This window comes from Brevibacillus sp. BC25, from assembly GCF_000282075.1.
GTDB lineage: Bacteria > Bacillota > Bacilli > Brevibacillales > Brevibacillaceae > Brevibacillus.
This window is the reverse complement of record NZ_AKIX01000082.1, coordinates 39,037-57,650: the sequence shown is the minus strand read 5'-3', so window position 1 is coordinate 57,650 and position 18,614 is coordinate 39,037. Positions and strand designations below refer to the sequence as shown.

Genomic DNA, 18,614 nt, shown 5'->3' with positions numbered 1-18,614 from the left:
GAACCTTATGTAAATTTGATGTAAAGTTTGTATAATCCTTCTAAACTTGTAAAAACAAAAACCGCCAAGCTCCATCGTCCTTGGCGGTTTTTCTTTGTTTTTGTCAATTAGCTTTCGTCCACTTTCATACTGCGTGCGATATAAAGAACCGGCGTCGAAGCTGCCGATACGACAAACTTGATCAGGTAGGTAGTCAACAGGATTTGCCACCATACGTCCATCGGGAATTCTCCCAAAAAGGCAATCGTACAAAAGGTAACGGAGTCGAGCAACTGACTGAAGAGCGTGCTCCCATTATTGCGAATCCAGAGCTGATTTGGGCCTGGACATTTTTTCTTCAACCACGAATAAATTTTCACGTCGACAAATTGGCTGACAAAATACGCACACAAGCTACCCAATGCCACTCTTGGCATCAAGCCAAAAATCGTCTCTAAGGAACCTTGGGCAATATCTGTTTCCTGTGGTTCAAACACCAGCACGAGCTGCATGATGATCGTTGCCGCAATTAAGGTAAAGAAGCCAAACCATACAGCTTTTTTTGCTTCTCTTTCCCCATACTTCTCGTTCAATAGATCGCTTACCAAATAAATAGAAGCATAAATCGTATTGCCGAGCGTCATGACCAGACCGAACATCTCGATTGTTTTGACCACCTGAATGTTGGCCAACACGGTTGCCATCCCGATCCACGCGTACAGTCCCATTCTGCCGAAAAATCGGTAGCAGAGCAGGAACAGCCCGAAGTTCACCAGAGCAAAAAGCACTCCGACCCAAAAATTAAACATATGATTTCCTCCTAGTTTTGATAACGCGGGAGTTTACGAACCGCGGCCCGTTTTGAGCATTCAATCATTTTACTTGCATTCTCTTATTTTATCAACCATTCTCGATGCATGCACAGCAATCGACATTCGGGACACCAACACAATTCCCTCATCGACTAAACTGGCTAATGCTAATGAAACAGTTTCTCTGGTCGCCCCCACCATGTTGGCAATTTCCTGATGGGAGAGAGATACGGTCAATTTCCAAAACGGTTCTTCTACTTTTCCAAATCGCTGACATAACTGAACTAACAGATGGAGTACGCGATCCCTAACCGATTCCAAGGCCAGCTTTTCCATCCTCTCCTCTTGTTCGCCCAATCGTTTGGACAACTGGAACATCATTTCTTTCAAGCTTGGTGGACATGCTTGCAGCATTTCTTCCATCCGTGTCGCACTCCAATGAGTAAGGGTCGTTTTTTGCATCGCTTCAATGTAGACAGCGCGTGACCCTAGCACCATTTCCTCACTCTCGCCAAAAACTGCTCCAGGCCCCAGCAATCCCACGGTAAAAGCCTTTCCATCCTCGTTCAGCCGAGAGAGACGCAGGAGTCCCTTTTGAATGAAGAAAATGCCCATTCGCGTGTCAGCCGGCGTCTGAAACACCGTTTTCTTGGCTAGAACGATTTGCTCCCCCATTCTCTCATGCTTGATCGGCTCATTCATGATACATCCCTCACAACTTTAAATACCTAGTTACCTATACTTTTATGCATTTCAATTCATTTGTCAATCACCCTCCCCTCTTCCTTCTAAATGAAAAAATGACCACCTACTAAAAGGCGGCCATTCTTTACTGTGATACTGCTATACCCAAAACACAGGGTACGCACGTTTCTTATGCATGTTATTGACGAACAGAGCAATCAGCACAACCACTACTGCACCTATGAGTACCGGAGACAATAAAAACTCCCACCCTTTGCCGTCCATGACAATAACGATCGGATTGGCACCCGCAGGAGGATGCGTTGTTTTTGTTACATGCATGACGGCAATCGCAAGACCCACACTAACTGCTACGACCCACAGATGCGATCCGCCTATTTGATAAAGCAGCACGCCAACCAAGCTGGTGAAAAAATGCCCCCCGATGATATTGCGCGGCTGAGATAACGGCGAATCCCAGGCCACAAAAGCAAGCACACAGCTTGCCCCAAATGAAGCCATCAACCAGACCGCGGTGGTTAATTCCGTTAGCATGCCCAGTACCCCTATCGTCACTAATCCGCCAAGGCCCCCAATCAAAGCAACCGAGCCAGATATTTTCAAGGGCGTTCTGCTTCTTCCCTTCATTTTGGCTACAAATTCCTTTATACCACTCATCACAGCCACCTCCTACTCACATCGTAGCAAGTGACCCTTCCTTGTTCTGTGAGGTATCTTACAAAAACACAAATAATAGCTAGTTACCTAGATATTTAGTAAAATGAATACAAACACCAAACTGTGAGGCGAATATTCATGACTCAATCACTTGTGCGGCTAAATGCGGACTTTCCAATACCGATCCATGTGCAAATCAAAGAACAATTGAAGCTTCTCATTGGCCTAGGCCACCTTCAACCGGGCGAAATGCTTCCACCTGCTGCCCAATTAGCAGATCAGCTGCAAGTCAACCGCAACACCATCAATGCTGTATACACGCAACTACGGGATGAAGGTCTCGTCCATATGCAAAAGGGTCGCGGTACTTCTATCGCAGACAAACCTGCGATTACTGCCTTTCGCATACGTCAGCAATCGCTTTATGATCACGTTAAAACAATCATGACCGGAGCACAGCAGCTTCCATTTTCGCTGGATGAGCTTATGCTTGCTTCCATTGCTTACGGACATTTGTTTCTTTCCCAGTCCAAGAAAGAAGCCAGATGGCTCTTGGTGGAATGTCACGAGCATGATCATCCTTTTTATCGCAGGAAAATAGAAGAGATCGTCGGTCAGCCCATTCAGGTTGCCTATCTTGAAAACCATTCAGATGTCCTCTCTGCCTTACAGGATGCAGATCAAATTGTCACTACCGTCAACCATGCAGATGAAGTAAAAGAATTAACTGCACGTTATCACAAATCAGTCCTCATCATTGGAGCAAATGCCCAGACGAGCACGCTTCTGGAAATCGCTCGCCTGGAGGCAGGCCGTGCAGTTGGATTTGTTTGTCTCGGAAAAAAAGGCGGGGAATGGATGGCAGGACGTGTACAAGAGGCAGGTATCGAACAGATTCAACACATGACCGCAGGATTCGCTGATGAACGCTCCTTGCAGCAGATTATCCACGATTCTGACTTGCTCTATGCCTCTGCTGCGGTATATGATCGGCTCCTCGCGTTAGCTCCAGATAAAACACGTCTCTATCCCATGCTGTTGGAGCAAAGCAGCGAGGCACTGCTAAAAGAAGCGAGCAACCTCCTCGCACCCTAACATTTACCTGTTACCGATTTGTAGGTTTTATGTCGATAGTCTGTAACCAATGCATCCACACTATCGTACATAATGAACGTGTAGCAAGGACGAGCACAAAATACAGCACACTACACATTTCATCATGATCAGTCAGCAAGACTGGGGAGGAGATTCATCACATGAAACACATGAAACAATTGAACAAACTCGTAACAGGAACAGTACTTACTTCCGTACTTTTCACTGGAGGGTATGCAATTACAGCAGATGCAAGCAACACAACGGCTACAACAAAAGGCTTGCAAGAGATTACGAAAAAAACAACAGACGTAACGGGTGACAAGACCGCAGACACAGTCGTTCTGTACGGAAAAAAAGAGAAAAACAGCCCATACGTTAAGGACCTCACTATCAAAGTAACAGATGGCAAAACGAAGAAATCTTTTAACATCGACGTGAAGGACAACGGCTACGAGCCGAAGCTCTCCGTTCAAGATTTCACTTACGATAAAAAAGGCGAGATCATGGTTACTGCAAGCACTGGCGGAAGCGGCGGCTACACAACCAATCACATCTACAACATTAAGGATGGAAAAGCGAAAGAGCTCAGCCTGCCAGGTCTGGATAAAAACAAAGCAGGTGTAGTCGGAGCGGACTTCGTAGAACTGAAACCAATCGATCTAAACAAAAATGGTCTCTACGTACTGGAAGGCACAGAGCGTCTGACTGGTGATTACAATGCAGATGTTCGCGGCTACCTCAAATCCAAATGGAAGTGGAACCAAACCAAATGGGAATTGATGAGTGCCAACTTCGAACCAGCTGTAAAACCACTCGAAGTATATCATGATACTTTCAAAAGCCAAGACTCTGCCTTTGCTTTTAAAGGTCCAAAATCTTGGAACGGCAACATCCTTGTTGAGGAAAAAACTGGCCCAAATGCAGACGAATACTTGCCAGAAGCAAAGAGTGTAACCCGCTTCATCTTCAATGCTGACAAAGCGGAAGATCGTGCACCTGTTGTGGTTATAACCGCGTTTGACCTGAATGACTGGAAAAAACTGAACAACCCGGACGAGCCGCCAGTCGGCACCGAAATTGCACGTAACCAAGCAACCAACACGGTTTATGTTGCAAGCTTGCCACAAGATACGGTATTTGATCCAGCAAGCAAAGAAGGTAAGAAATTCATCCCTCTGATGATGTCTCTGGACCAAGTAAAACAAGCGTTTACGCTGGTAAAACGATAATTCATACGCATCTCTCCACGAACAATCCCTTTGCCACTCTCATTGGCAAAGGGACTTTTTTCACTTCAGCTTCTCAAGTCTTTTTTGCTTCTCCTCTTTTTCAGCTGGATCCAGGTACTCGAACAACCCAAGACGATTTCCCCATGGATCGGCGAACGTCCCCCACTTGACCGGTACTTCTTCTCGTTGAAAAATTTCAAACGGTTCGATTTGTAGCTCGTTGATCAGTCTTTCTTTTTCCGCCTCAATATCGACAACGGCAAAGCGCACGGGACCGCTGCCCTCCGCTGGCGTCCCCTCTGCCAGTTGCAGCCAACACCCAGGCAATACTTCCCACTCAGCAAATCCTTCGTGCGGAACAAAATCCGGCTCTCTTTGCAAAAAACTCTGGTACCAGGCTTGTCCTTTGGCGAAATCAGCAGTACGTAATTGAACCGTCATCTCATGGATCATGGAAAAGTCCCCCATTCTTCAACTTTCCATCCATTATTTCACAAGCCTTGCGCCACTTTCTAGAGAACAGAACATAAAAAACCCCCGACTCAAGTCGAGGGAAAACTACTCTTTTATGTGAAGATCGGCAATATGAGATTCAGCAAGAACAATCCCGCGATGACGTACATGAGCGCAGGCACTTCGCGACGTTTGCCCAATGCGAGCTTCATGAGCGGATACGCCACGAATCCAAACGCAATTCCATCTACAATGCTGTAGGACAACGGGATAATCGCGATGATCAAAAAGGCAGGGAAGCCTTCCGAGAAGTCCTTCAGATTGATATTCTGTACATTTTGCAGCATCAATGCGCCAATGATGATGAGCACGGGAGCAATGGCTCCATCCGGAATCATTTTGATGACAGGAAGCAAACCGAGCGAGAGCAGGAACAAGGTACCTGTTACAAGCGCGGTCAGTCCCGTCCTTCCTCCTGCTGCGATTCCTGCCGCGGTCTCCACTGTCGAAACCGTCGGACTGGTTCCCAAAATGCCAGAGATGGCAGCCGACAACGCATTGGCTTGCAGCGAACGTCTGAACTTCTGCGGCTGTCCAAGCATCGAGGTATGCCCATGAATCAAGCCAATATTTTCAAAGACGATGACCATCGCCAATGAGAAGGTCGCGATCCAAAATGGCAACGCCCAAATGGCAGAAAAGGAAAGACCCGCAAAGACGCTTCCGTAATCCGCAAACGAAAACGATCCTCCTCCTCCTGGCTCGACAACCCCGAACAAAAAGCCAAGTCCTGTACCAACCGCAATCCCGATCAAGAAGTTGCCCGGCACATTGCGAACAAACAAAATCAACGTAACAATCAAAGTAATCAGCGTGACGATCACATGCGGGCTGGATAAGTCACCCAGCGCAACAAATGTAGACGGATTCATAACGATCAGCCCGCCTTTTTGCAGACCAATGAAGGTCAAGAACAACCCAATCCCTACGGTAATCGCTTCTTTTAGCGAAGCGGGGATCGCATTGGACAATATCGTCGCAGCCTTGGTAAAGGCAATCACAGTAAAAATCAGACCCGAAACAAAAACAGCAGCTAATGCTTCCTGCCAAGTGAGGCCCATCGATTGGCATAACGTGAACGTAAACAGGGCGTTGATCCCCATACCGGGAACCAGAATAATCGGAGCATTTGCCCAAAAGGCCATAAGAAGTGACCCGATAAATGCCGTCAATACAGTCGCCAGAATGCCTGCTTCCATCGGTATTCCAGCATCATTTAAAATCGAAGCGTTTACGGCAACAATGTAGACAATGGTGACAAAGCCAATAAATCCGGCGATGAGTTCCCTTTGAAACGTCGTGTCGTAAGCGCGCAAGTGAAATAGCTTTTCCATCCACGTACGCACGGATTTCCCCTTCTTTCCTTTATGTCTATTCCGTGAAGTGAAGATTCACAGGAAACATGCTATCATAGCTTCATCAATATGAAAAATATCCATAAAATCTAATTTTCATATCGTTTTCATATGGAACTATTCTCGTAAGGAAAGAAGGCATTGTGTGTGGATATTCGACAACTGCGTTACTTTATCGCCATAGCAGAGGAAGGTCAAATAACGGGGGCGGCTAAAAGACTGAACATGGCCCAGCCACCTTTGAGTCAGCAGCTGAAGCAAATGGAGGAGGAGCTCGGGGTCATGCTCATTGAGCGCTCAGGAAAACAAATGATCCTGACAGAAGCAGGCGTTACTCTCTATAAGCAGGCGCTCAATATCGTTCATCAAATGGAGGAAGCTCTCTCCGAGGTCAAAGAAACAGGCGAAGGCATTCGAGGGACGTTGTCCATCGGTGTCAGTGCACTGTCGGCCTACCGCCTGCCAGAACAAATTCGTGTGTTTCAGCAAAAGTATCCGCTCATTACGTATAAAATCTGGAAAGGCGATACGCAGCTCCTCAATCAGTGGCTAGAGCGCAGAACCATAGAAGTCGCTATCGTACGCCTTCCCCACTCGTTGAACAACTGCACGATGATTCCGTTGGAGGAAGAGGATTTTGTGCTCATCGTTCCTGCCACCTCCCCCTATGCCGATCGCAAGGAAATCGAAATGCGCGAGATCGCCGAGCTCCCGCTTATCATGCCGAGCACACCAGGATTGGGCATCTACGACTTGATTATCAAGGAATTCTCCCGTCTAGGCGTGGAACCGCATGTCATCTGCGAGTGCCCGGACATTTCTCTCATCGTCAGCATGGTCGCCTCCTCGGTCGGTTCCTCTATCGTCCCCATCTCGGCATGGGAGACTCATCAGAGCGAACAAATTCGCGGGATCCGACTCTCCGGAACTTCCATTTATTCTTCCGCTGCTGTCGTTTGGCAGTCTGGACGCCATCTGTCAAAAGCAGCGAATCGTTTTATCGAGACGTTTTCATCGTAACTCCATTCAGGTGTGGTCACATCCGGAATAATCTTGGAAATCCCGCGGGATGATAAACTATTACCATTTCTTGTAGATTCCCGGGAGGATAAAGATGACTTTCCTGATATCCTTGGTCATTGTATTTGTCATTGTGCTGTTCGGCGCGATTTCTCCTGAGCTTTTCGCCTCTGCGGCTTCCCATGTACTTAAAGTGACCACGACGAATTTTGGCTGGTTTTATTTAATCGTGACTTTCGGTTTTCTGATCTTTTGCATCTTCCTTGCCTTTAGCAGATACGGACAAATCCCTTTGGGAAGCGACGATGACGAGCCGGAATATTCACTGCCTACCTGGTTTGCCATGTTGTTTTCTGCTGGGATGGGGATTGGTCTTGTCTTTTGGGGAGTGGCAGAGCCCGTCTCTCATTACTTCTCTCCGCCAGCAGGTGTGACTGGACAAACGACCGAAGCCGCACAAACTGCTCTTCGGTATGCGTTTTTTCACTGGGGGCTGCATCCTTGGGGGATCTACGCTCTCATCGCTCTCGCTCTCGCGTATTTTCAATTTCGCAAAGGAGCGAAGGGCTTGATCTCCTCCACCTTTGGCCCGCTGCTCGGTGAACGCATACACGGACCGATCGGAAAAGGGATTGATATTCTGGCTGTCATCGCCACGGCATTCGGTGTCGCAACCTCACTTGGCCTCGGAACTCTGCAAATAAACGGAGGTTTGTCTCATCTCTTTGGACTGCCGTCCAACACCACCGTGCAAATCGTGATCATTTCCATTATTACGGTCCTATTTCTGCTCTCGGCTACGACAGGTCTGGATCGGGGAATCAAATATTTGAGCAATACGAATCTGGTTTTGGCCATGTTGCTCCTCCTGCTAACGCTCGTATTGGGACCAACCTCGTTTATTTTTGACGCCTTTACCAGCACGCTGGGCAGCTATTTGAACAATCTCATCTCGATGAGCTTGCGACTGACCCCGTTTACACAAGGGACATGGGTAGCCAACTGGACGCTGTTTTACTGGTCGTGGTGGATTGCCTGGGCGCCGTTCGTCGGCATGTTTATCGCACGCGTCTCCAAAGGTCGCACGATCAAGGAATTCGTCATTTGCGTGATGCTCGTTCCGAGTTTGTTGAGCTTTATTTGGTTTTCGGTGTTTGGCGGGACTGCGCTTCATCTCGAGATTTTTGATCAAGCAGCTATAGGGGCAGCGGTACAACGTGACATCTCAACTGCGTTGTTCCTCGCACTGGAGCAGTTGCCCATGGGATACATCCTCGCTGTCGTTGCGATTCTTTTGATCATCACGTTTTTTATCACATCGGCGGACTCAGCTATTTTCGTGCTCGGCATGCTGTCTTCTGATGGCAACCTGGACCCGTCGAATCGGGTAAAAATCACCTGGGGCGTCCTTCAATCGGCTATCGCGATCGTACTTTTGTTAAGCGGCGGCTTAGAAGGCCTGCAGACAGCTTCCATTGTGGCAGCGCTGCCTTTTACCGTCATCATGGTTCTGATGTGCTTTTCTCTTGTCATGGCACTGAAAGAAGAAGACCGGATTGCGAAAAAGAAACGGAAGGATCAGCAGAAGAAGCTGGAGAGGTTATTGAAGGAGTTGTAAATAGTAGGAAGACCTTTCCATCAGGTATTATGCTTCGTGAAGGGTCTTCTTTATGGTATCATATGGTAAAAATTTCAAAGGATCTGATTAAATGGAGCTTGATCGTTCTTTTCGAAAAAAGATTGTACCGATACCGTACTGGAAATTGACGACTGTCTTCATCCTATTCATTGCCTCGTTTATTATTTGGGAAGTATGGGAAAATCAAAATCGCCTCTATAATGACAATCTGTACATGAAACGATCGATTTTTACAGGTGTGATGTATCAAGTGGAATTTCTCAAGGAGCCAGACGGGGGAGAAATAGAGCTATACAGCTTTGTAACTCCAGACGCTCGAGTAGATCGCCAACAATTGCACAAAGACAACCAACTGGAGTTTTCATTACTGGAGAATAAAATCGAACTGATCATTCGAGAAGAGCGCAATGTCATCTTTTATTCCCTATTCTTGTCGTACACACTGGCCGTTTGGTTTATACTGCGAAATCTGATTCGTGATAGTGGCCTTCCTATTTTCGCATTTGTTGCATGTGTTTTCTTCAGTTTTTCTCTCTGGCGTTCTTGGTTCAAGATACAGGAGTTGCTTGAAGAGACCGCTTATAATATGAGCAGATTGTAAAAGGAGGACGCTATCCATCGCGTCCCCCTTTGTTATTCATTGGATACTATTGACTCAGATGTTACCTCAATCCCGTTTCTGCGAAACAGCGCCGCCGTCAGACCGACACCCGACATTTTTTTCCCGGAAAAGCTGCCATCGTAAACAAAGGAGCTTCCACAGGACGGGCTGTTCTCTTTTAATATGGCGGATGTCGCTCCAACCGTTTTCGCCAGCTTCAGCGCTTGGTTTGCCCCCATCAAAAATTCCTCGGTGACGTCTCGGCCAGTGTTGTCTATGATGCGTGCTTTGCCATCCAGAACATCTTCTCCCGTTCCCCCGATGATTTCTGCTGGCGGTCGTGGTGTTGGCAAGCCTCCCAGCTGTTCAGGACAGACGGGGATAGCCTTCCCTTCCCGAAGCAATTGCTCCAGCTCTTGGTCCAAGCATGACTTCTGATCGTAGCGGCATTCACAGCCGATCAAACAGGCACTAATCACTTTCATGACAACCGTCCCCCACCTTTTTATCTACAGTTTGCGCAGCTTCACGCTTTGTATCATATGATCCTGCCCCTTGTCCAAAATCAATTGAGCGCGAACACGTGTCGGCAAAATATTTTGGCGCAGGTTGGCTCCGTTGATCTCCGTCCAAATGCCGGTGGCTACCTCAGTCGCCTCCTCGTCAGACAGACTCGCGTAACGCTTGAAATACGAGGATGGATCGGAGAACGCGGTCTGACGCAGCAGCTTGAACCGCTCTACATACCATTTCAAGATGTGCTTCTCTTCCGCGTGCACGTAGATCGTGAAGTCAAAGAAATCAGAAACAATGACCTCGGAAATTCGAGCATCGTTTTCGTCACCTCTGGGCGGTTGCAGCACGTTCAAGCCTTCGACAATCAAAATGTCAGGCTGTCTGACCGTCTGCCATTCATCTGGCACGATGTCATACACAAGGTGGGAATAAACTGGCGCCTTCACTTCCGGCAAGCCCGATTTTACTTCGGATAAAAAATTGATAAAGCGGCGCAAGTCATAACTCTCCGGGAATCCCTTGCGCTTCATGATCCCTCTGTCTTCTAGAACCTTGTTCGGATACAGGAATCCATCTGTCGTTACCAAATCGACCTTTGGATGATTCGGCCAGCGGGACAATAGGGTCTGCAAAATGCGAGCCGTTGTGCTTTTGCCTACAGCCACACTGCCTGCGATACCGATAATGAATGGAACCTTGCCATCCTGGTTCCCTAAAAAAGTGTGAGTCGCCTGGTACAGCTCCTGCGTGCCCCCGACATACAAATTCAGCAGACGGGACAACGGAAGGTAAATGTCGGAGACTTCGGTCATGGACATTTTCTCATTCAAGCCCTGCAAAAGGGAAAGCTCGTTATCAGATATGGTCAACGGCGTGGAAGCCCGCAGAGCACTCCACTGCTCGCGATTAAATGTAACATAGGGTGATGCCATGGGAATGTACATCCTTTCCATCATGAAAGTGCTTTCTTTATTTCACACAAGGTTAGTTTACACCAGCATGTCTCTCTTGGGAACAAGGGGGTTGTCCCAAATCAGACCAGCCCTGCACTTTTGCCTTCATGAGCACATAGGAAAAAAGCTGATACCCCATGGCATCAGCTTTGCTTGCAAAAGAATTTCTAGTTATTTTCCCAAGTGAGCTTGCAGCATCCACACATGCTTTTGCAAGCTGTCCATGATCCCCAAGAACATATCGCCAGTCGCTTCATCGTCCCCTGCTTCCGCGGCTGTAATACCTTCTTTGAGCTCCTTGATCAGAAGTGTAAAATCGCTCACCACTGCCTCTACCATTTGATCCGCAGACTCTCCACCTGTCGCTTCCTTTATGGAAGCCTGCTCCATACAAGCCTTCAACGTCGAAACAGGCTTGCCCCCAACCGTTAACAGCCGCTCCGCCAGCTCATCCACATTTTTGGCTGCCTCGTTATATAGCTCCTCGAATTTTTCATGCAAGGTAAAAAAATTCGGGCCTTTGACAAACCAGTGATAATGATGCAGCTTCATATACAGCACAGACCAGTTAGCCACCTGTTTATTAAGTACGTCGGTCACGGGCCGACTCATTGTCATACTCATCCGGACGCTCCACCTCTCATGGTATAAATCGTTTGTAGTATGTGGTGAATCGGTCGTTTCTATTCTTTTCATGTACAGAGCGCATCTAATTTTTGATAACGTACTACTTATTCAACAAGCTCCGCGTATTTATAACGAACCAGGGAAAGATACCCTTCCAAATATTCAACTTAGCCATGTATTTTCACAAGAAAATCCTCTAATACTCTTCTAGTCGCAACGCCAGCTCTGGGAAGTAATTCATTTATACGAACGAGTATGGCAGGATTGTCACGTATCATTTGTTTCCCTTCAAGAGTCGTATAGCTTCTCAACGTATCTACACAGATCACGAAAAGTTCTTCATCACCCGTATCCAGCAACGATAGTAGAATATTCAGCTCATGCTCGTTACAAGAACTGTCCAAACAGTACGCAAGTTTTCGCTGCCATTCTAACGGTTTCATCAGCACATGACTGGACAGGTCTTCCCAATCCTTTTGACTGAACTTCACTAGCATGTCAGACGCTATTATGCAGCCATAGTCATACCAATAATCAACGGTATTTTGGCAGCCTGTTATGAAAACATCTAATTCTTTGTACATGCTGGTCACCTCCATTCAATATTCAAATTTGTCACTCTAAAATGTAAAGCCTCCTATATCTGTGCCAAAGCCAATCCCTTGAACAACTAGGACCTAGAATGAAATCTGTGTCTTTTTCACGTAAAAAACCACCAATTACTCATTTCCCTTTTTTCTGTCAATCATAAGATATTTCGAGATTGACAAAAGGAGGATTACTATGGCGAATAAAGCAAAAGCGAAGGTTAGCCCACGGTTCAAAAGGCTCTGTACCCGATTTGGAAGAATATTAGGGGGCGAGTCAGAAATTGAAAATGGGCCGGTTTGTTTTGTCATGCGCCTTGCAAATCTGCGAGAAACAATCTTGGGAAGACGAACGCTTTCCCCTTTAGTTCGAGCTCAAATGTTTTCGTTTGAATCCCTTGATAGGTCGGGTCGTGCCCTTTGTTTGGGTGAGACTGCCGTTCACCAAAATCAGGTGAACCGCTTGATGTCAAATCTCCGCAAACGTGGGATTAAAGTGACAGCACTTCACAACCACTGGCTAAAAGAAAACCCGCGCTTAATGTATATGCATTGGGAAGCGATAGAGAATCCTATCGTATTCGCCAGGAAAACCAAAGAGTCCATCGCATTCCTGGGTTAACATGGTGGAGCCATGAAGTTTTCATTTCATCATAATCGAAAGGATGACGGATATGGGCAAAGTAAAGGCAAAAGCAAAGGCAAGTCCCCAGTTTAGAAGACTGTGTAACCGATTTTCAGCCATTTTAGGTGGAACAGAGCATGAAATTACAAGAGGTCCCGTTTGTTTCGTCTCCAGAAATAGAATATTCAATGCGTCCATATTAGGCAGAAGAACCACATCCCCATTGGTCCGCTATCAATTGTTCTCATTCGAATCCTTGAACAGTTCAGGGCGTGCACTATGTTTAGGGGAAACGGCTCTCTTCCAAAACCAAGTAAACCGTTTGTTGTCAAACCTTCGCAAAAACGGGATAAAGGTAACAGCAGTCCATAATCACTGGCTCTTTGACAACCCGCGTCTTATGTATATTCATTGGGAGTCGATTGATAATCCCATTGAATTCGCCAGAAAAGTGAAGCGTTCTATTGCCTTTTTGGGCTAATCATTGGTATTGATAACAGAAAACAGTGACAGCTAAAGACGTGGTAATATCGTCCTAGACCGCCGCTACAGCTTCAAACCAAAAACCCGAGATTTCGTACAACGGCAATCCATGAATAATATCCCCTGAATCTCCGTACAATTGCGGATTCACGGGATATTACTATTTTCATTACTAATTTCACCTTTTCTTATTATCTCGCGAGTTTTGTTTCAAGAGCTGCTGCGCAATTGTATTTCCAATAAGGTAGGCTGGTGCAGACGTATTGCCATCCACCGTGAATGGAATAATCGAATCATCAGCAACAATTAAGTCTTTTACTCCATGGACTTGACCTTGACTATCCACCACTCCCCCCTTGCTAAGAGGCGCCATGCGAAGGGCACCTTGTTCATGATGATTATGGTCAAAATTATTTTTGATGAATTCTTCAAGCTTGCGATTATTATTGATGATGTCTAGAGTTGGTGAAATAAGCCGGTACGATCGATCGATCGCGGTTAATTGTGCGGCTATCTTCTTGATATATACCTTATAGCAGTTTTTAACTGCTTCAAGATCTGCGGGATTATTGAGATATCCTTCATCAGCCAGCACAATTTTCAACGGATCATTGCTTTGTATTTTTATGGAACCACGGCTTTTTGGTTTTAGGAAAAGGATAGCTATCATCAGTTTCCCTTTTGAGCCGATTCCAATCAGTTGGACTGCACGACGAGTTTTGTTTGAGCCTGGAGTGGGATCTGGCAAAAAGGCCCCACCTGTAAAAAGCGCATTTGGATCATCATCAGGCAATGGGTTATCTTTCGGATTGGCACTAAACTCAGCAAAGTTGAGCGTGTGGTTTCTAAGGTTTTTGCCTACGTGGGGGTTGGCGAAAACAATTGGGATTCCTGCGTCCTTAAGCATTTTGGCGGGACCGATTCCAGAAAGCATTAAAAGCTGAGAACTATTGATGCCTGCTGAGATAATTACTTTTCTCCGAGTGTAGGCTCGCACGCGTTTACCCTCTTTGAGAAATTCTACGCCAATTGCTCGCTTATTCTTAAATAATACCCGAAGAGCTGTTGATTTAAAGAAAACTTGCAGCTTTCGACCATTGACTCCTTGACCAGCAGTAGTCATGATATCTGATGATAGAAAAGCGGTGGACGCACTTTCTCGCCGTCCATTGGGTTGCTGAAATAATTGCCAACGCATAAAGGGTCCAAGGGGAGTTTTCGGGTCATTGTAATCGAGAATTTTTCGAAATCCTGTTGCTTTCTCGATGGCTGACACTAACTTTTTGGACATTGGTGTTGGATTTTCAGGTGCTTGTCGAATGTCGATCAATCCCTTATAACCATGAACCTCTTTATTGTTTGTCTTTCCATTGTAATTTTCCATTTTTCGGAAACTTCGAGTTGCATTCTTTGGTGACCAAAGAGGTCCCAGCAGCTTCTCCCAATGTTGAAAAACTGCTGACGTAGGTCTTACATACTGCTGTGTGTTAATAGAAGTGCCTCCACCCAATAATCGCCCCGTCGTCCATTCAAAACTTCGTTCATTTACTTTTTCCTGGGGTACTCCTTCTCCTTGCCAAAAATATTGAGGAAGATACAGCTCCTCAAGCTCTAAGGCAAACGTTGAGTTGCTAATTGGCGTGTCCCTATCATTATTTTCTCCTGCTTCCAAGACGAGAACGGATGTTTTTTTATCGTCCGTTAGTTTCTTTGCAATAACAGAACCTGCAGGACCGGTGCCTACAACGATGTAGTCAAAAATGATTTTCTTATCTTTCTGTTTACCTTCGCTCATTCGCTACTCCCCTACATGTACAGTTTGGATCATCCCATTGACTCGAAAGACACATTTGCTCTAAAGAAATTGGGTTAATGTAGGGTATTATTCATGAATGATGATGGTGAATGTTTCTGACCAATCTCATTATTAACCTTGTATCCCATAAAAAAACTCATTCCTTCTACCACGATAGATGGAATAAGCCTAATTCACTTACGATGCTGTTACAATTTTTTCTGTGTTGGACTCGGTAAACTTTCAAACACATACCCATTAATCCCGGCAAAATCCATCTTTTTACGCAACTCACTGACAAACTGGGTAAAATAAAGGCCACGATCCATGCTGCCCGCATATTTTCTCAAGTCGTAATCGTAGGATAATGAATCGTATATGTGCTGTAAATCATCGACCAGCACCTTTTTCATATCCGCTTTTTTAATGGATGGATCGATACTGCATTCGTTCACGAGCGCCTGTAATGTTTCCTTGAGCGCATCGTTGTCATAGGACGGGTGAGAGAGTAAAAATTTCAAATCGTACAAGTCTTTAAACCTCGGCCTGACAATCGTTTGATGCAGCTTCCAAGCAACCTGGATGGACAGGGGCACAGTGTACGGAACCAAAAAGCTTTCCCCGAAGGCAGGTTGGTACTCTAGCGGAACCGGTTCTGCATCCATTTCCAAGTTAAACGAAATATCCAGATTAAGCTCGTTATAGTCATCCGCTTCCCTTGTTTGACCTTTGAAATAATAGGCAATATCCGTATTGATCGTCGGAAAATCATCTGCCATAGCGTAGTCGATATATCTCCAAAATGCATTCTTTCGAAAACTTCTAAACACGACGCCGTCGTTCAGATCCATTTCGGTTACTTGAATCATCCATTGAGTAAATACTTCATGTGCATGTTCGACGTCCCTGATTTTTCCCGCATACAATAAGTCGATATCATCCGCGTCCCGAATCTCTCGGTTGTCCAAATATTGTCTGGTTAAAAGGCTGCCTTTTAATACAAAGGGCATATTCACTAGAGCAATTCTTCTCAATAGCGCTTCCAAAACAACGAGCTCTCTCTCCTCATATTCCAACTCTGCTACATCATCATACGTAATCATCATGATCCTCCATCTAAAAATTAGGAAATCCAGCCGCTGTCCAGTTCTTCGCGGCTGTCATAAATACATAGTTCATATTGTTCTTTGATTAGCCCAATCTGATTTGCTTGCAAAATGGTATGTATCATTTCTACTCGATCGTAAAACTGTTTCGGGCTCTCATATTCTCGGACGGTGATAAATCTCACTTTTCCATTCGCATTCAAAGAGTTTCTCGAAATATGTCCACCATGACCTTCACAGTAATTTCGTAGGGCGGCGACATCATCGACCTGTACTTTGCCATGCCATTCGAAGTAAGGCTTCGAATTTTTTAGGATGGGCTGGTGAAAATACGTTTCTTCCTTTGGAGAAATCTCTACTTTTTTTCGGACGATGGTAAAACCGTTGTTTTGAAACGTAGCTGCAATCTTTTCCATCTCTTTATTGGCTTCATGAAAACCTGGTCGTTTGATTACTCCTGTTATCATCGGTTGATTGATGTAATTTCCCTGATCCAAGACGATCATGACCGGTTTTACTTGTTGCGATTGGCAGAGATCGATAAAAGCTTCCTTTTCATCAAGTTGTAGATCGTTGAAGGTAACATGAAACTCAAATTCCATTACTTCACTCCCTGACGTTCCTTGTATTGCGCAATCAATTTATTTCCTTTTCTTCCTATTTGTATCGACATATCTTTTCTATCTATTAACCGTTTCGTTTAAAAAATAAAAAAGTAGAGGTACGCTGAGAATCTTCTCTCAACATATCTCTACTTCGAATAAGTCCTAGTTGCTAACCATTTAGCTTGGTGGTTGCTGAAAAGTCCAGAGAGTGTACTTTTATGGACCAATGCCCCAAGATTTCATCGAGTCTTAAAGCCTAAGTGCTGACCTTTGAGCCTAAAGAGCTTTGACACGTAAGATTTGAAAGCTGAGCTCTCATCTTTGAGCTTTCATCCTCATATTCGCCAAATAATTTTAGGATGGCCTAGTTAACCCACTAGGCAAAGGACTCTCGTTTATCAGCTATTCAAATGATTAGCAAATCACACTGTTAATCCACAAGATTAATTTTCGTAATGGTATTGGATTCGCTTAAAATAAAATCGACTTCACACTCAAACTCATCGATTTCTTTACTAAGCGTATCCATTTTTTCTTTCAACTTCAATGGGTCTACGAGCTTCGCTTCATTTTGCTCTTTAAATGGTTTGGAGATCGCTTCCATTTCCGTATCCTTCACCTTGGAGTCTTTGCCAAAGTTCGCTTCGAGCAGCTTTTCCAATCGCAGCTGTACTTCTTCATTTTTCTCTTCAACCTGCGTGACAGCGTGGTTGTAATCTCTTCTCATTTTCTCCAGCAATGATTTCTCGTATTGAATGGACGTTTTTCGCTCGATTGCTTCTGCCACTGTCATTCTCTTGTCGCTAATCGTTACCATCGTCTTTGCGTTGGACTCGACGATCAGTGACTTAATTTTTTGTCTTCTTTTTATTAGATCAATGATGGATTGGTAGTTGCGCTCTGTTGTTTCCTCATAGAGTTCTGTTGAAGTATAGCCAGATACTGGCTTATGTCCAATGGCCGAAGACATGAAAGTCGTTTCGTTGATTCCTTTTTGGATTCTTTTATCGAGTAATTTTAATTCTGAGAGTCCTCTTGTGATAGACATTTCCATCGTGTCATTCCTCCTCGTGGAGTTTTGATAGAAGAATTGTTTATGTATATAGGGGTTACATTTGGTAGTTTAATATACAACTTTTTGAAAATGCCTGTCAAATTTCAGCCCTGTTTTATAACCCAGTTTCATAGTCTTCTACCAGATGTGACCAGTAACTTTCAGCATCCTTCATTGGTGCAGGATCGATTTGTTCAAATAACCTACGCAGCTCACACGCGTATTGATATGAAGTGTATTCACCTTGTAGTCTCATTTTCATTGCCACTTCATTTTTTATTAAATGGAACAAGAAAAATGTTCTTACGTTTTTATTCAGCATATAAAGTTGAGGTTCATGAAGGGAGGAAGTAGTGAAAAGACCATCGCTACCTTCTTTTACGTACAGTCCATACGAATTATGTATACCGAAGCACGCATAATGACCGATCGTAATAAATTGTACGCCTTCCATTAACGTTTTTTGAATAGTATCCGTTCCATAGAATACAAAATCATTATATTCCTCTGGCACTCCAATACTAACCATAAAGTCAGCATTATCATGACTAATGCCAAGGCTTATTAATTCATTGTAATCATAATTTTGCACTTCAGTGTCATAATAATCGCGGATCTCTCGAATATCAAAGTCCATGCTCTCACTCCTCCTGTT

21 protein-coding genes are annotated in these 18,614 nt (G+C 45.0%); 7 read left to right on the top strand and 14 right to left on the bottom strand.

Features of this window, described 5'->3' with window-relative positions:
- Positions 1-107 precede the first annotated feature (107 nt).
- From PMI05_RS21185 to PMI05_RS21175, 3 genes are all read right to left on the bottom strand, one after another.
- Positions 108-788, bottom strand: coding sequence for a queuosine precursor transporter (locus PMI05_RS21185; RefSeq protein WP_007726070.1), 681 nt, complete (start codon positions 786-788; stop codon positions 108-110).
- A 69-nt stretch (positions 789-857) separates the two neighbouring features.
- A complete protein-coding gene (locus PMI05_RS21180) occupies positions 858-1,493 on the bottom strand; it encodes a Crp/Fnr family transcriptional regulator (RefSeq protein ID WP_007726068.1) in 636 nt (211 codons plus the stop codon).
- Between the two features lie 141 nt (positions 1,494-1,634).
- Positions 1,635-2,153 carry an HPP family protein gene (locus PMI05_RS21175; protein WP_007726066.1) on the bottom strand — a complete coding sequence of 173 codons (519 nt, stop codon included), beginning with the start codon at positions 2,151-2,153 and terminating at the stop codon, positions 1,635-1,637.
- A gap of 138 nt (positions 2,154-2,291) precedes the next feature.
- On the opposite strand from PMI05_RS21175, the gene PMI05_RS21170 reads away from it, so the two are divergent.
- Entirely contained in the window at positions 2,292-3,248 is a 957-nt protein-coding gene (locus tag PMI05_RS21170; RefSeq protein ID WP_007726064.1) for a GntR family transcriptional regulator, read from the top strand.
- 161 nt (positions 3,249-3,409) lie between these two features.
- Positions 3,410-4,480: a hypothetical protein gene (locus PMI05_RS21165; protein ID WP_007726063.1), complete on the top strand. Its 1,071-nt coding sequence runs from the start codon at positions 3,410-3,412 to the stop codon at positions 4,478-4,480.
- 60 nt (positions 4,481-4,540) lie between these two features.
- Here the strand turns inward: PMI05_RS21165 and PMI05_RS21160 are convergent, their stop codons facing one another.
- Both PMI05_RS21160 and PMI05_RS21155 read right to left on the bottom strand, forming a co-directional pair.
- Complete coding sequence (locus PMI05_RS21160; RefSeq protein ID WP_007726062.1) at positions 4,541-4,933, bottom strand: VOC family protein; 393 nt, start codon at positions 4,931-4,933, stop codon at positions 4,541-4,543.
- 113 nt (positions 4,934-5,046) lie between these two features.
- Positions 5,047-6,339 (bottom strand): NCS2 family permease, encoded by a 1,293-nt coding sequence (locus tag PMI05_RS21155; RefSeq protein WP_007726061.1) that lies wholly within the window; start codon positions 6,337-6,339, stop codon positions 5,047-5,049.
- 156 nt (positions 6,340-6,495) lie between these two features.
- Here PMI05_RS21155 and PMI05_RS21150 point away from each other — a divergent pair, with 156 nt between their 5' ends.
- The 3 genes from PMI05_RS21150 (at position 6,496) to PMI05_RS21140 (ending at position 9,608) form a co-directional block, all read left to right on the top strand.
- The gene (locus PMI05_RS21150; protein ID WP_007726059.1) at positions 6,496-7,368 is read left to right on the top strand and encodes a LysR family transcriptional regulator; all 873 of its coding nucleotides are present in this window, start codon (positions 6,496-6,498) and stop codon (positions 7,366-7,368) included.
- 94 nt (positions 7,369-7,462) lie between these two features.
- Positions 7,463-8,986 carry a BCCT family transporter gene (locus PMI05_RS21145; protein WP_007726057.1) on the top strand — a complete coding sequence of 508 codons (1,524 nt, stop codon included), beginning with the start codon at positions 7,463-7,465 and terminating at the stop codon, positions 8,984-8,986.
- Positions 8,987-9,077: 91 nt separating this feature from the next.
- Positions 9,078-9,608: a hypothetical protein gene (locus tag PMI05_RS21140; protein ID WP_007726056.1), complete on the top strand. Its 531-nt coding sequence runs from the start codon at positions 9,078-9,080 to the stop codon at positions 9,606-9,608.
- A gap of 32 nt (positions 9,609-9,640) precedes the next feature.
- Here PMI05_RS21140 and PMI05_RS21135 read toward each other — a convergent pair whose 3' ends face one another.
- The 4 genes from PMI05_RS21135 to PMI05_RS21120 all read right to left on the bottom strand — a co-directional run bounded on the left by PMI05_RS21135 (position 9,641) and on the right by PMI05_RS21120 (position 12,288).
- The gene (locus PMI05_RS21135; protein ID WP_007726055.1) at positions 9,641-10,093 is read right to left on the bottom strand and encodes a DUF523 domain-containing protein; all 453 of its coding nucleotides are present in this window, start codon (positions 10,091-10,093) and stop codon (positions 9,641-9,643) included.
- Between the two features lie 24 nt (positions 10,094-10,117).
- Positions 10,118-11,056 (bottom strand): type I pantothenate kinase, encoded by a 939-nt coding sequence (gene coaA / locus PMI05_RS21130; protein ID WP_007726054.1) that lies wholly within the window; start codon positions 11,054-11,056, stop codon positions 10,118-10,120.
- 192 nt (positions 11,057-11,248) lie between these two features.
- On the bottom strand, positions 11,249-11,701 hold the full coding sequence (locus tag PMI05_RS21125) for a Dps family protein (RefSeq protein ID WP_007726053.1): 453 nt from the start codon (positions 11,699-11,701) through the stop codon (positions 11,249-11,251).
- A gap of 170 nt (positions 11,702-11,871) precedes the next feature.
- Entirely contained in the window at positions 11,872-12,288 is a 417-nt protein-coding gene (locus tag PMI05_RS21120) for a hypothetical protein (protein WP_007726051.1), read from the bottom strand.
- Positions 12,289-12,487: 199 nt separating this feature from the next.
- On the opposite strand from PMI05_RS21120, the gene PMI05_RS21115 reads away from it, so the two are divergent.
- Both PMI05_RS21115 and PMI05_RS21110 read left to right on the top strand, forming a co-directional pair.
- Positions 12,488-12,913: a DUF1259 domain-containing protein gene (locus PMI05_RS21115; protein ID WP_007726049.1), complete on the top strand. Its 426-nt coding sequence runs from the start codon at positions 12,488-12,490 to the stop codon at positions 12,911-12,913.
- Between the two features lie 52 nt (positions 12,914-12,965).
- Positions 12,966-13,397, top strand: a complete 432-nt coding sequence (locus PMI05_RS21110) for a DUF1259 domain-containing protein (protein WP_007726047.1) — start codon at positions 12,966-12,968, stop codon at positions 13,395-13,397.
- A 180-nt stretch (positions 13,398-13,577) separates the two neighbouring features.
- On the opposite strand, the gene PMI05_RS21105 is transcribed toward PMI05_RS21110, so the two are convergent.
- The 5 genes from PMI05_RS21105 to PMI05_RS21085 all read right to left on the bottom strand — a co-directional run bounded on the left by PMI05_RS21105 (position 13,578) and on the right by PMI05_RS21085 (position 18,596).
- Complete coding sequence (locus PMI05_RS21105; protein ID WP_007726045.1) at positions 13,578-15,194, bottom strand: GMC family oxidoreductase; 1,617 nt, start codon at positions 15,192-15,194, stop codon at positions 13,578-13,580.
- Between the two features lie 209 nt (positions 15,195-15,403).
- Positions 15,404-16,300 (bottom strand): nucleotidyl transferase AbiEii/AbiGii toxin family protein, encoded by an 897-nt coding sequence (locus PMI05_RS21100; RefSeq protein WP_238543338.1) that lies wholly within the window; start codon positions 16,298-16,300, stop codon positions 15,404-15,406.
- A gap of 17 nt (positions 16,301-16,317) precedes the next feature.
- Positions 16,318-16,902, bottom strand: a complete 585-nt coding sequence (locus tag PMI05_RS21095; protein WP_007726041.1) for a hypothetical protein — start codon at positions 16,900-16,902, stop codon at positions 16,318-16,320.
- Positions 16,903-17,335: 433 nt separating this feature from the next.
- Positions 17,336-17,959 carry a hypothetical protein gene (locus PMI05_RS21090; RefSeq protein ID WP_007726039.1) on the bottom strand — a complete coding sequence of 208 codons (624 nt, stop codon included), beginning with the start codon at positions 17,957-17,959 and terminating at the stop codon, positions 17,336-17,338.
- A 115-nt stretch (positions 17,960-18,074) separates the two neighbouring features.
- The gene (locus PMI05_RS21085; protein WP_007726031.1) at positions 18,075-18,596 is read right to left on the bottom strand and encodes an SUKH-4 family immunity protein; all 522 of its coding nucleotides are present in this window, start codon (positions 18,594-18,596) and stop codon (positions 18,075-18,077) included.
- Positions 18,597-18,614 lie beyond the last annotated feature (18 nt).

What these genes read in the sequence shown, in the direction of transcription:
- PMI05_RS21090 (WP_007726039.1), bottom strand. Translation starts at nt 17,959, where the DNA reads ATGGAAATGTCTATCACAAGAGGACTCTCAGAATTAAAATTACTCGAT.
- PMI05_RS21185 (WP_007726070.1), bottom strand. Translation starts at nt 788, where the DNA reads ATGTTTAATTTTTGGGTCGGAGTGCTTTTTGCTCTGGTGAACTTCGGG.
- PMI05_RS21095 (WP_007726041.1), bottom strand. Translation starts at nt 16,902, where the DNA reads ATGGAATTTGAGTTTCATGTTACCTTCAACGATCTACAACTTGATGAA.
- PMI05_RS21165 (WP_007726063.1), top strand. Translation starts at nt 3,410, where the DNA reads ATGAAACACATGAAACAATTGAACAAACTCGTAACAGGAACAGTACTT.
- PMI05_RS21145 (WP_007726057.1), top strand. Translation starts at nt 7,463, where the DNA reads ATGACTTTCCTGATATCCTTGGTCATTGTATTTGTCATTGTGCTGTTC.
- PMI05_RS21180 (WP_007726068.1), bottom strand. Translation starts at nt 1,493, where the DNA reads ATGAATGAGCCGATCAAGCATGAGAGAATGGGGGAGCAAATCGTTCTA.
- PMI05_RS21170 (WP_007726064.1), top strand. Translation starts at nt 2,292, where the DNA reads ATGACTCAATCACTTGTGCGGCTAAATGCGGACTTTCCAATACCGATC.
- PMI05_RS21105 (WP_007726045.1), bottom strand. Translation starts at nt 15,194, where the DNA reads ATGAGCGAAGGTAAACAGAAAGATAAGAAAATCATTTTTGACTACATC.
- PMI05_RS21085 (WP_007726031.1), bottom strand. Translation starts at nt 18,596, where the DNA reads ATGGACTTTGATATTCGAGAGATCCGCGATTATTATGACACTGAAGTG.
- PMI05_RS21140 (WP_007726056.1), top strand. Translation starts at nt 9,078, where the DNA reads ATGGAGCTTGATCGTTCTTTTCGAAAAAAGATTGTACCGATACCGTAC.
- PMI05_RS21135 (WP_007726055.1), bottom strand. Translation starts at nt 10,093, where the DNA reads ATGAAAGTGATTAGTGCCTGTTTGATCGGCTGTGAATGCCGCTACGAT.
- PMI05_RS21175 (WP_007726066.1), bottom strand. Translation starts at nt 2,153, where the DNA reads ATGAGTGGTATAAAGGAATTTGTAGCCAAAATGAAGGGAAGAAGCAGA.
- PMI05_RS21100 (WP_238543338.1), bottom strand. Translation starts at nt 16,300, where the DNA reads ATGATGATTACGTATGATGATGTAGCAGAGTTGGAATATGAGGAGAGA.
- PMI05_RS21120 (WP_007726051.1), bottom strand. Translation starts at nt 12,288, where the DNA reads ATGTACAAAGAATTAGATGTTTTCATAACAGGCTGCCAAAATACCGTT.
- PMI05_RS21125 (WP_007726053.1), bottom strand. Translation starts at nt 11,701, where the DNA reads ATGAGTATGACAATGAGTCGGCCCGTGACCGACGTACTTAATAAACAG.
- PMI05_RS21110 (WP_007726047.1), top strand. Translation starts at nt 12,966, where the DNA reads ATGGGCAAAGTAAAGGCAAAAGCAAAGGCAAGTCCCCAGTTTAGAAGA.
- PMI05_RS21160 (WP_007726062.1), bottom strand. Translation starts at nt 4,933, where the DNA reads ATGATCCATGAGATGACGGTTCAATTACGTACTGCTGATTTCGCCAAA.
- coaA (WP_007726054.1), bottom strand. Translation starts at nt 11,056, where the DNA reads ATGGCATCACCCTATGTTACATTTAATCGCGAGCAGTGGAGTGCTCTG.
- PMI05_RS21115 (WP_007726049.1), top strand. Translation starts at nt 12,488, where the DNA reads ATGGCGAATAAAGCAAAAGCGAAGGTTAGCCCACGGTTCAAAAGGCTC.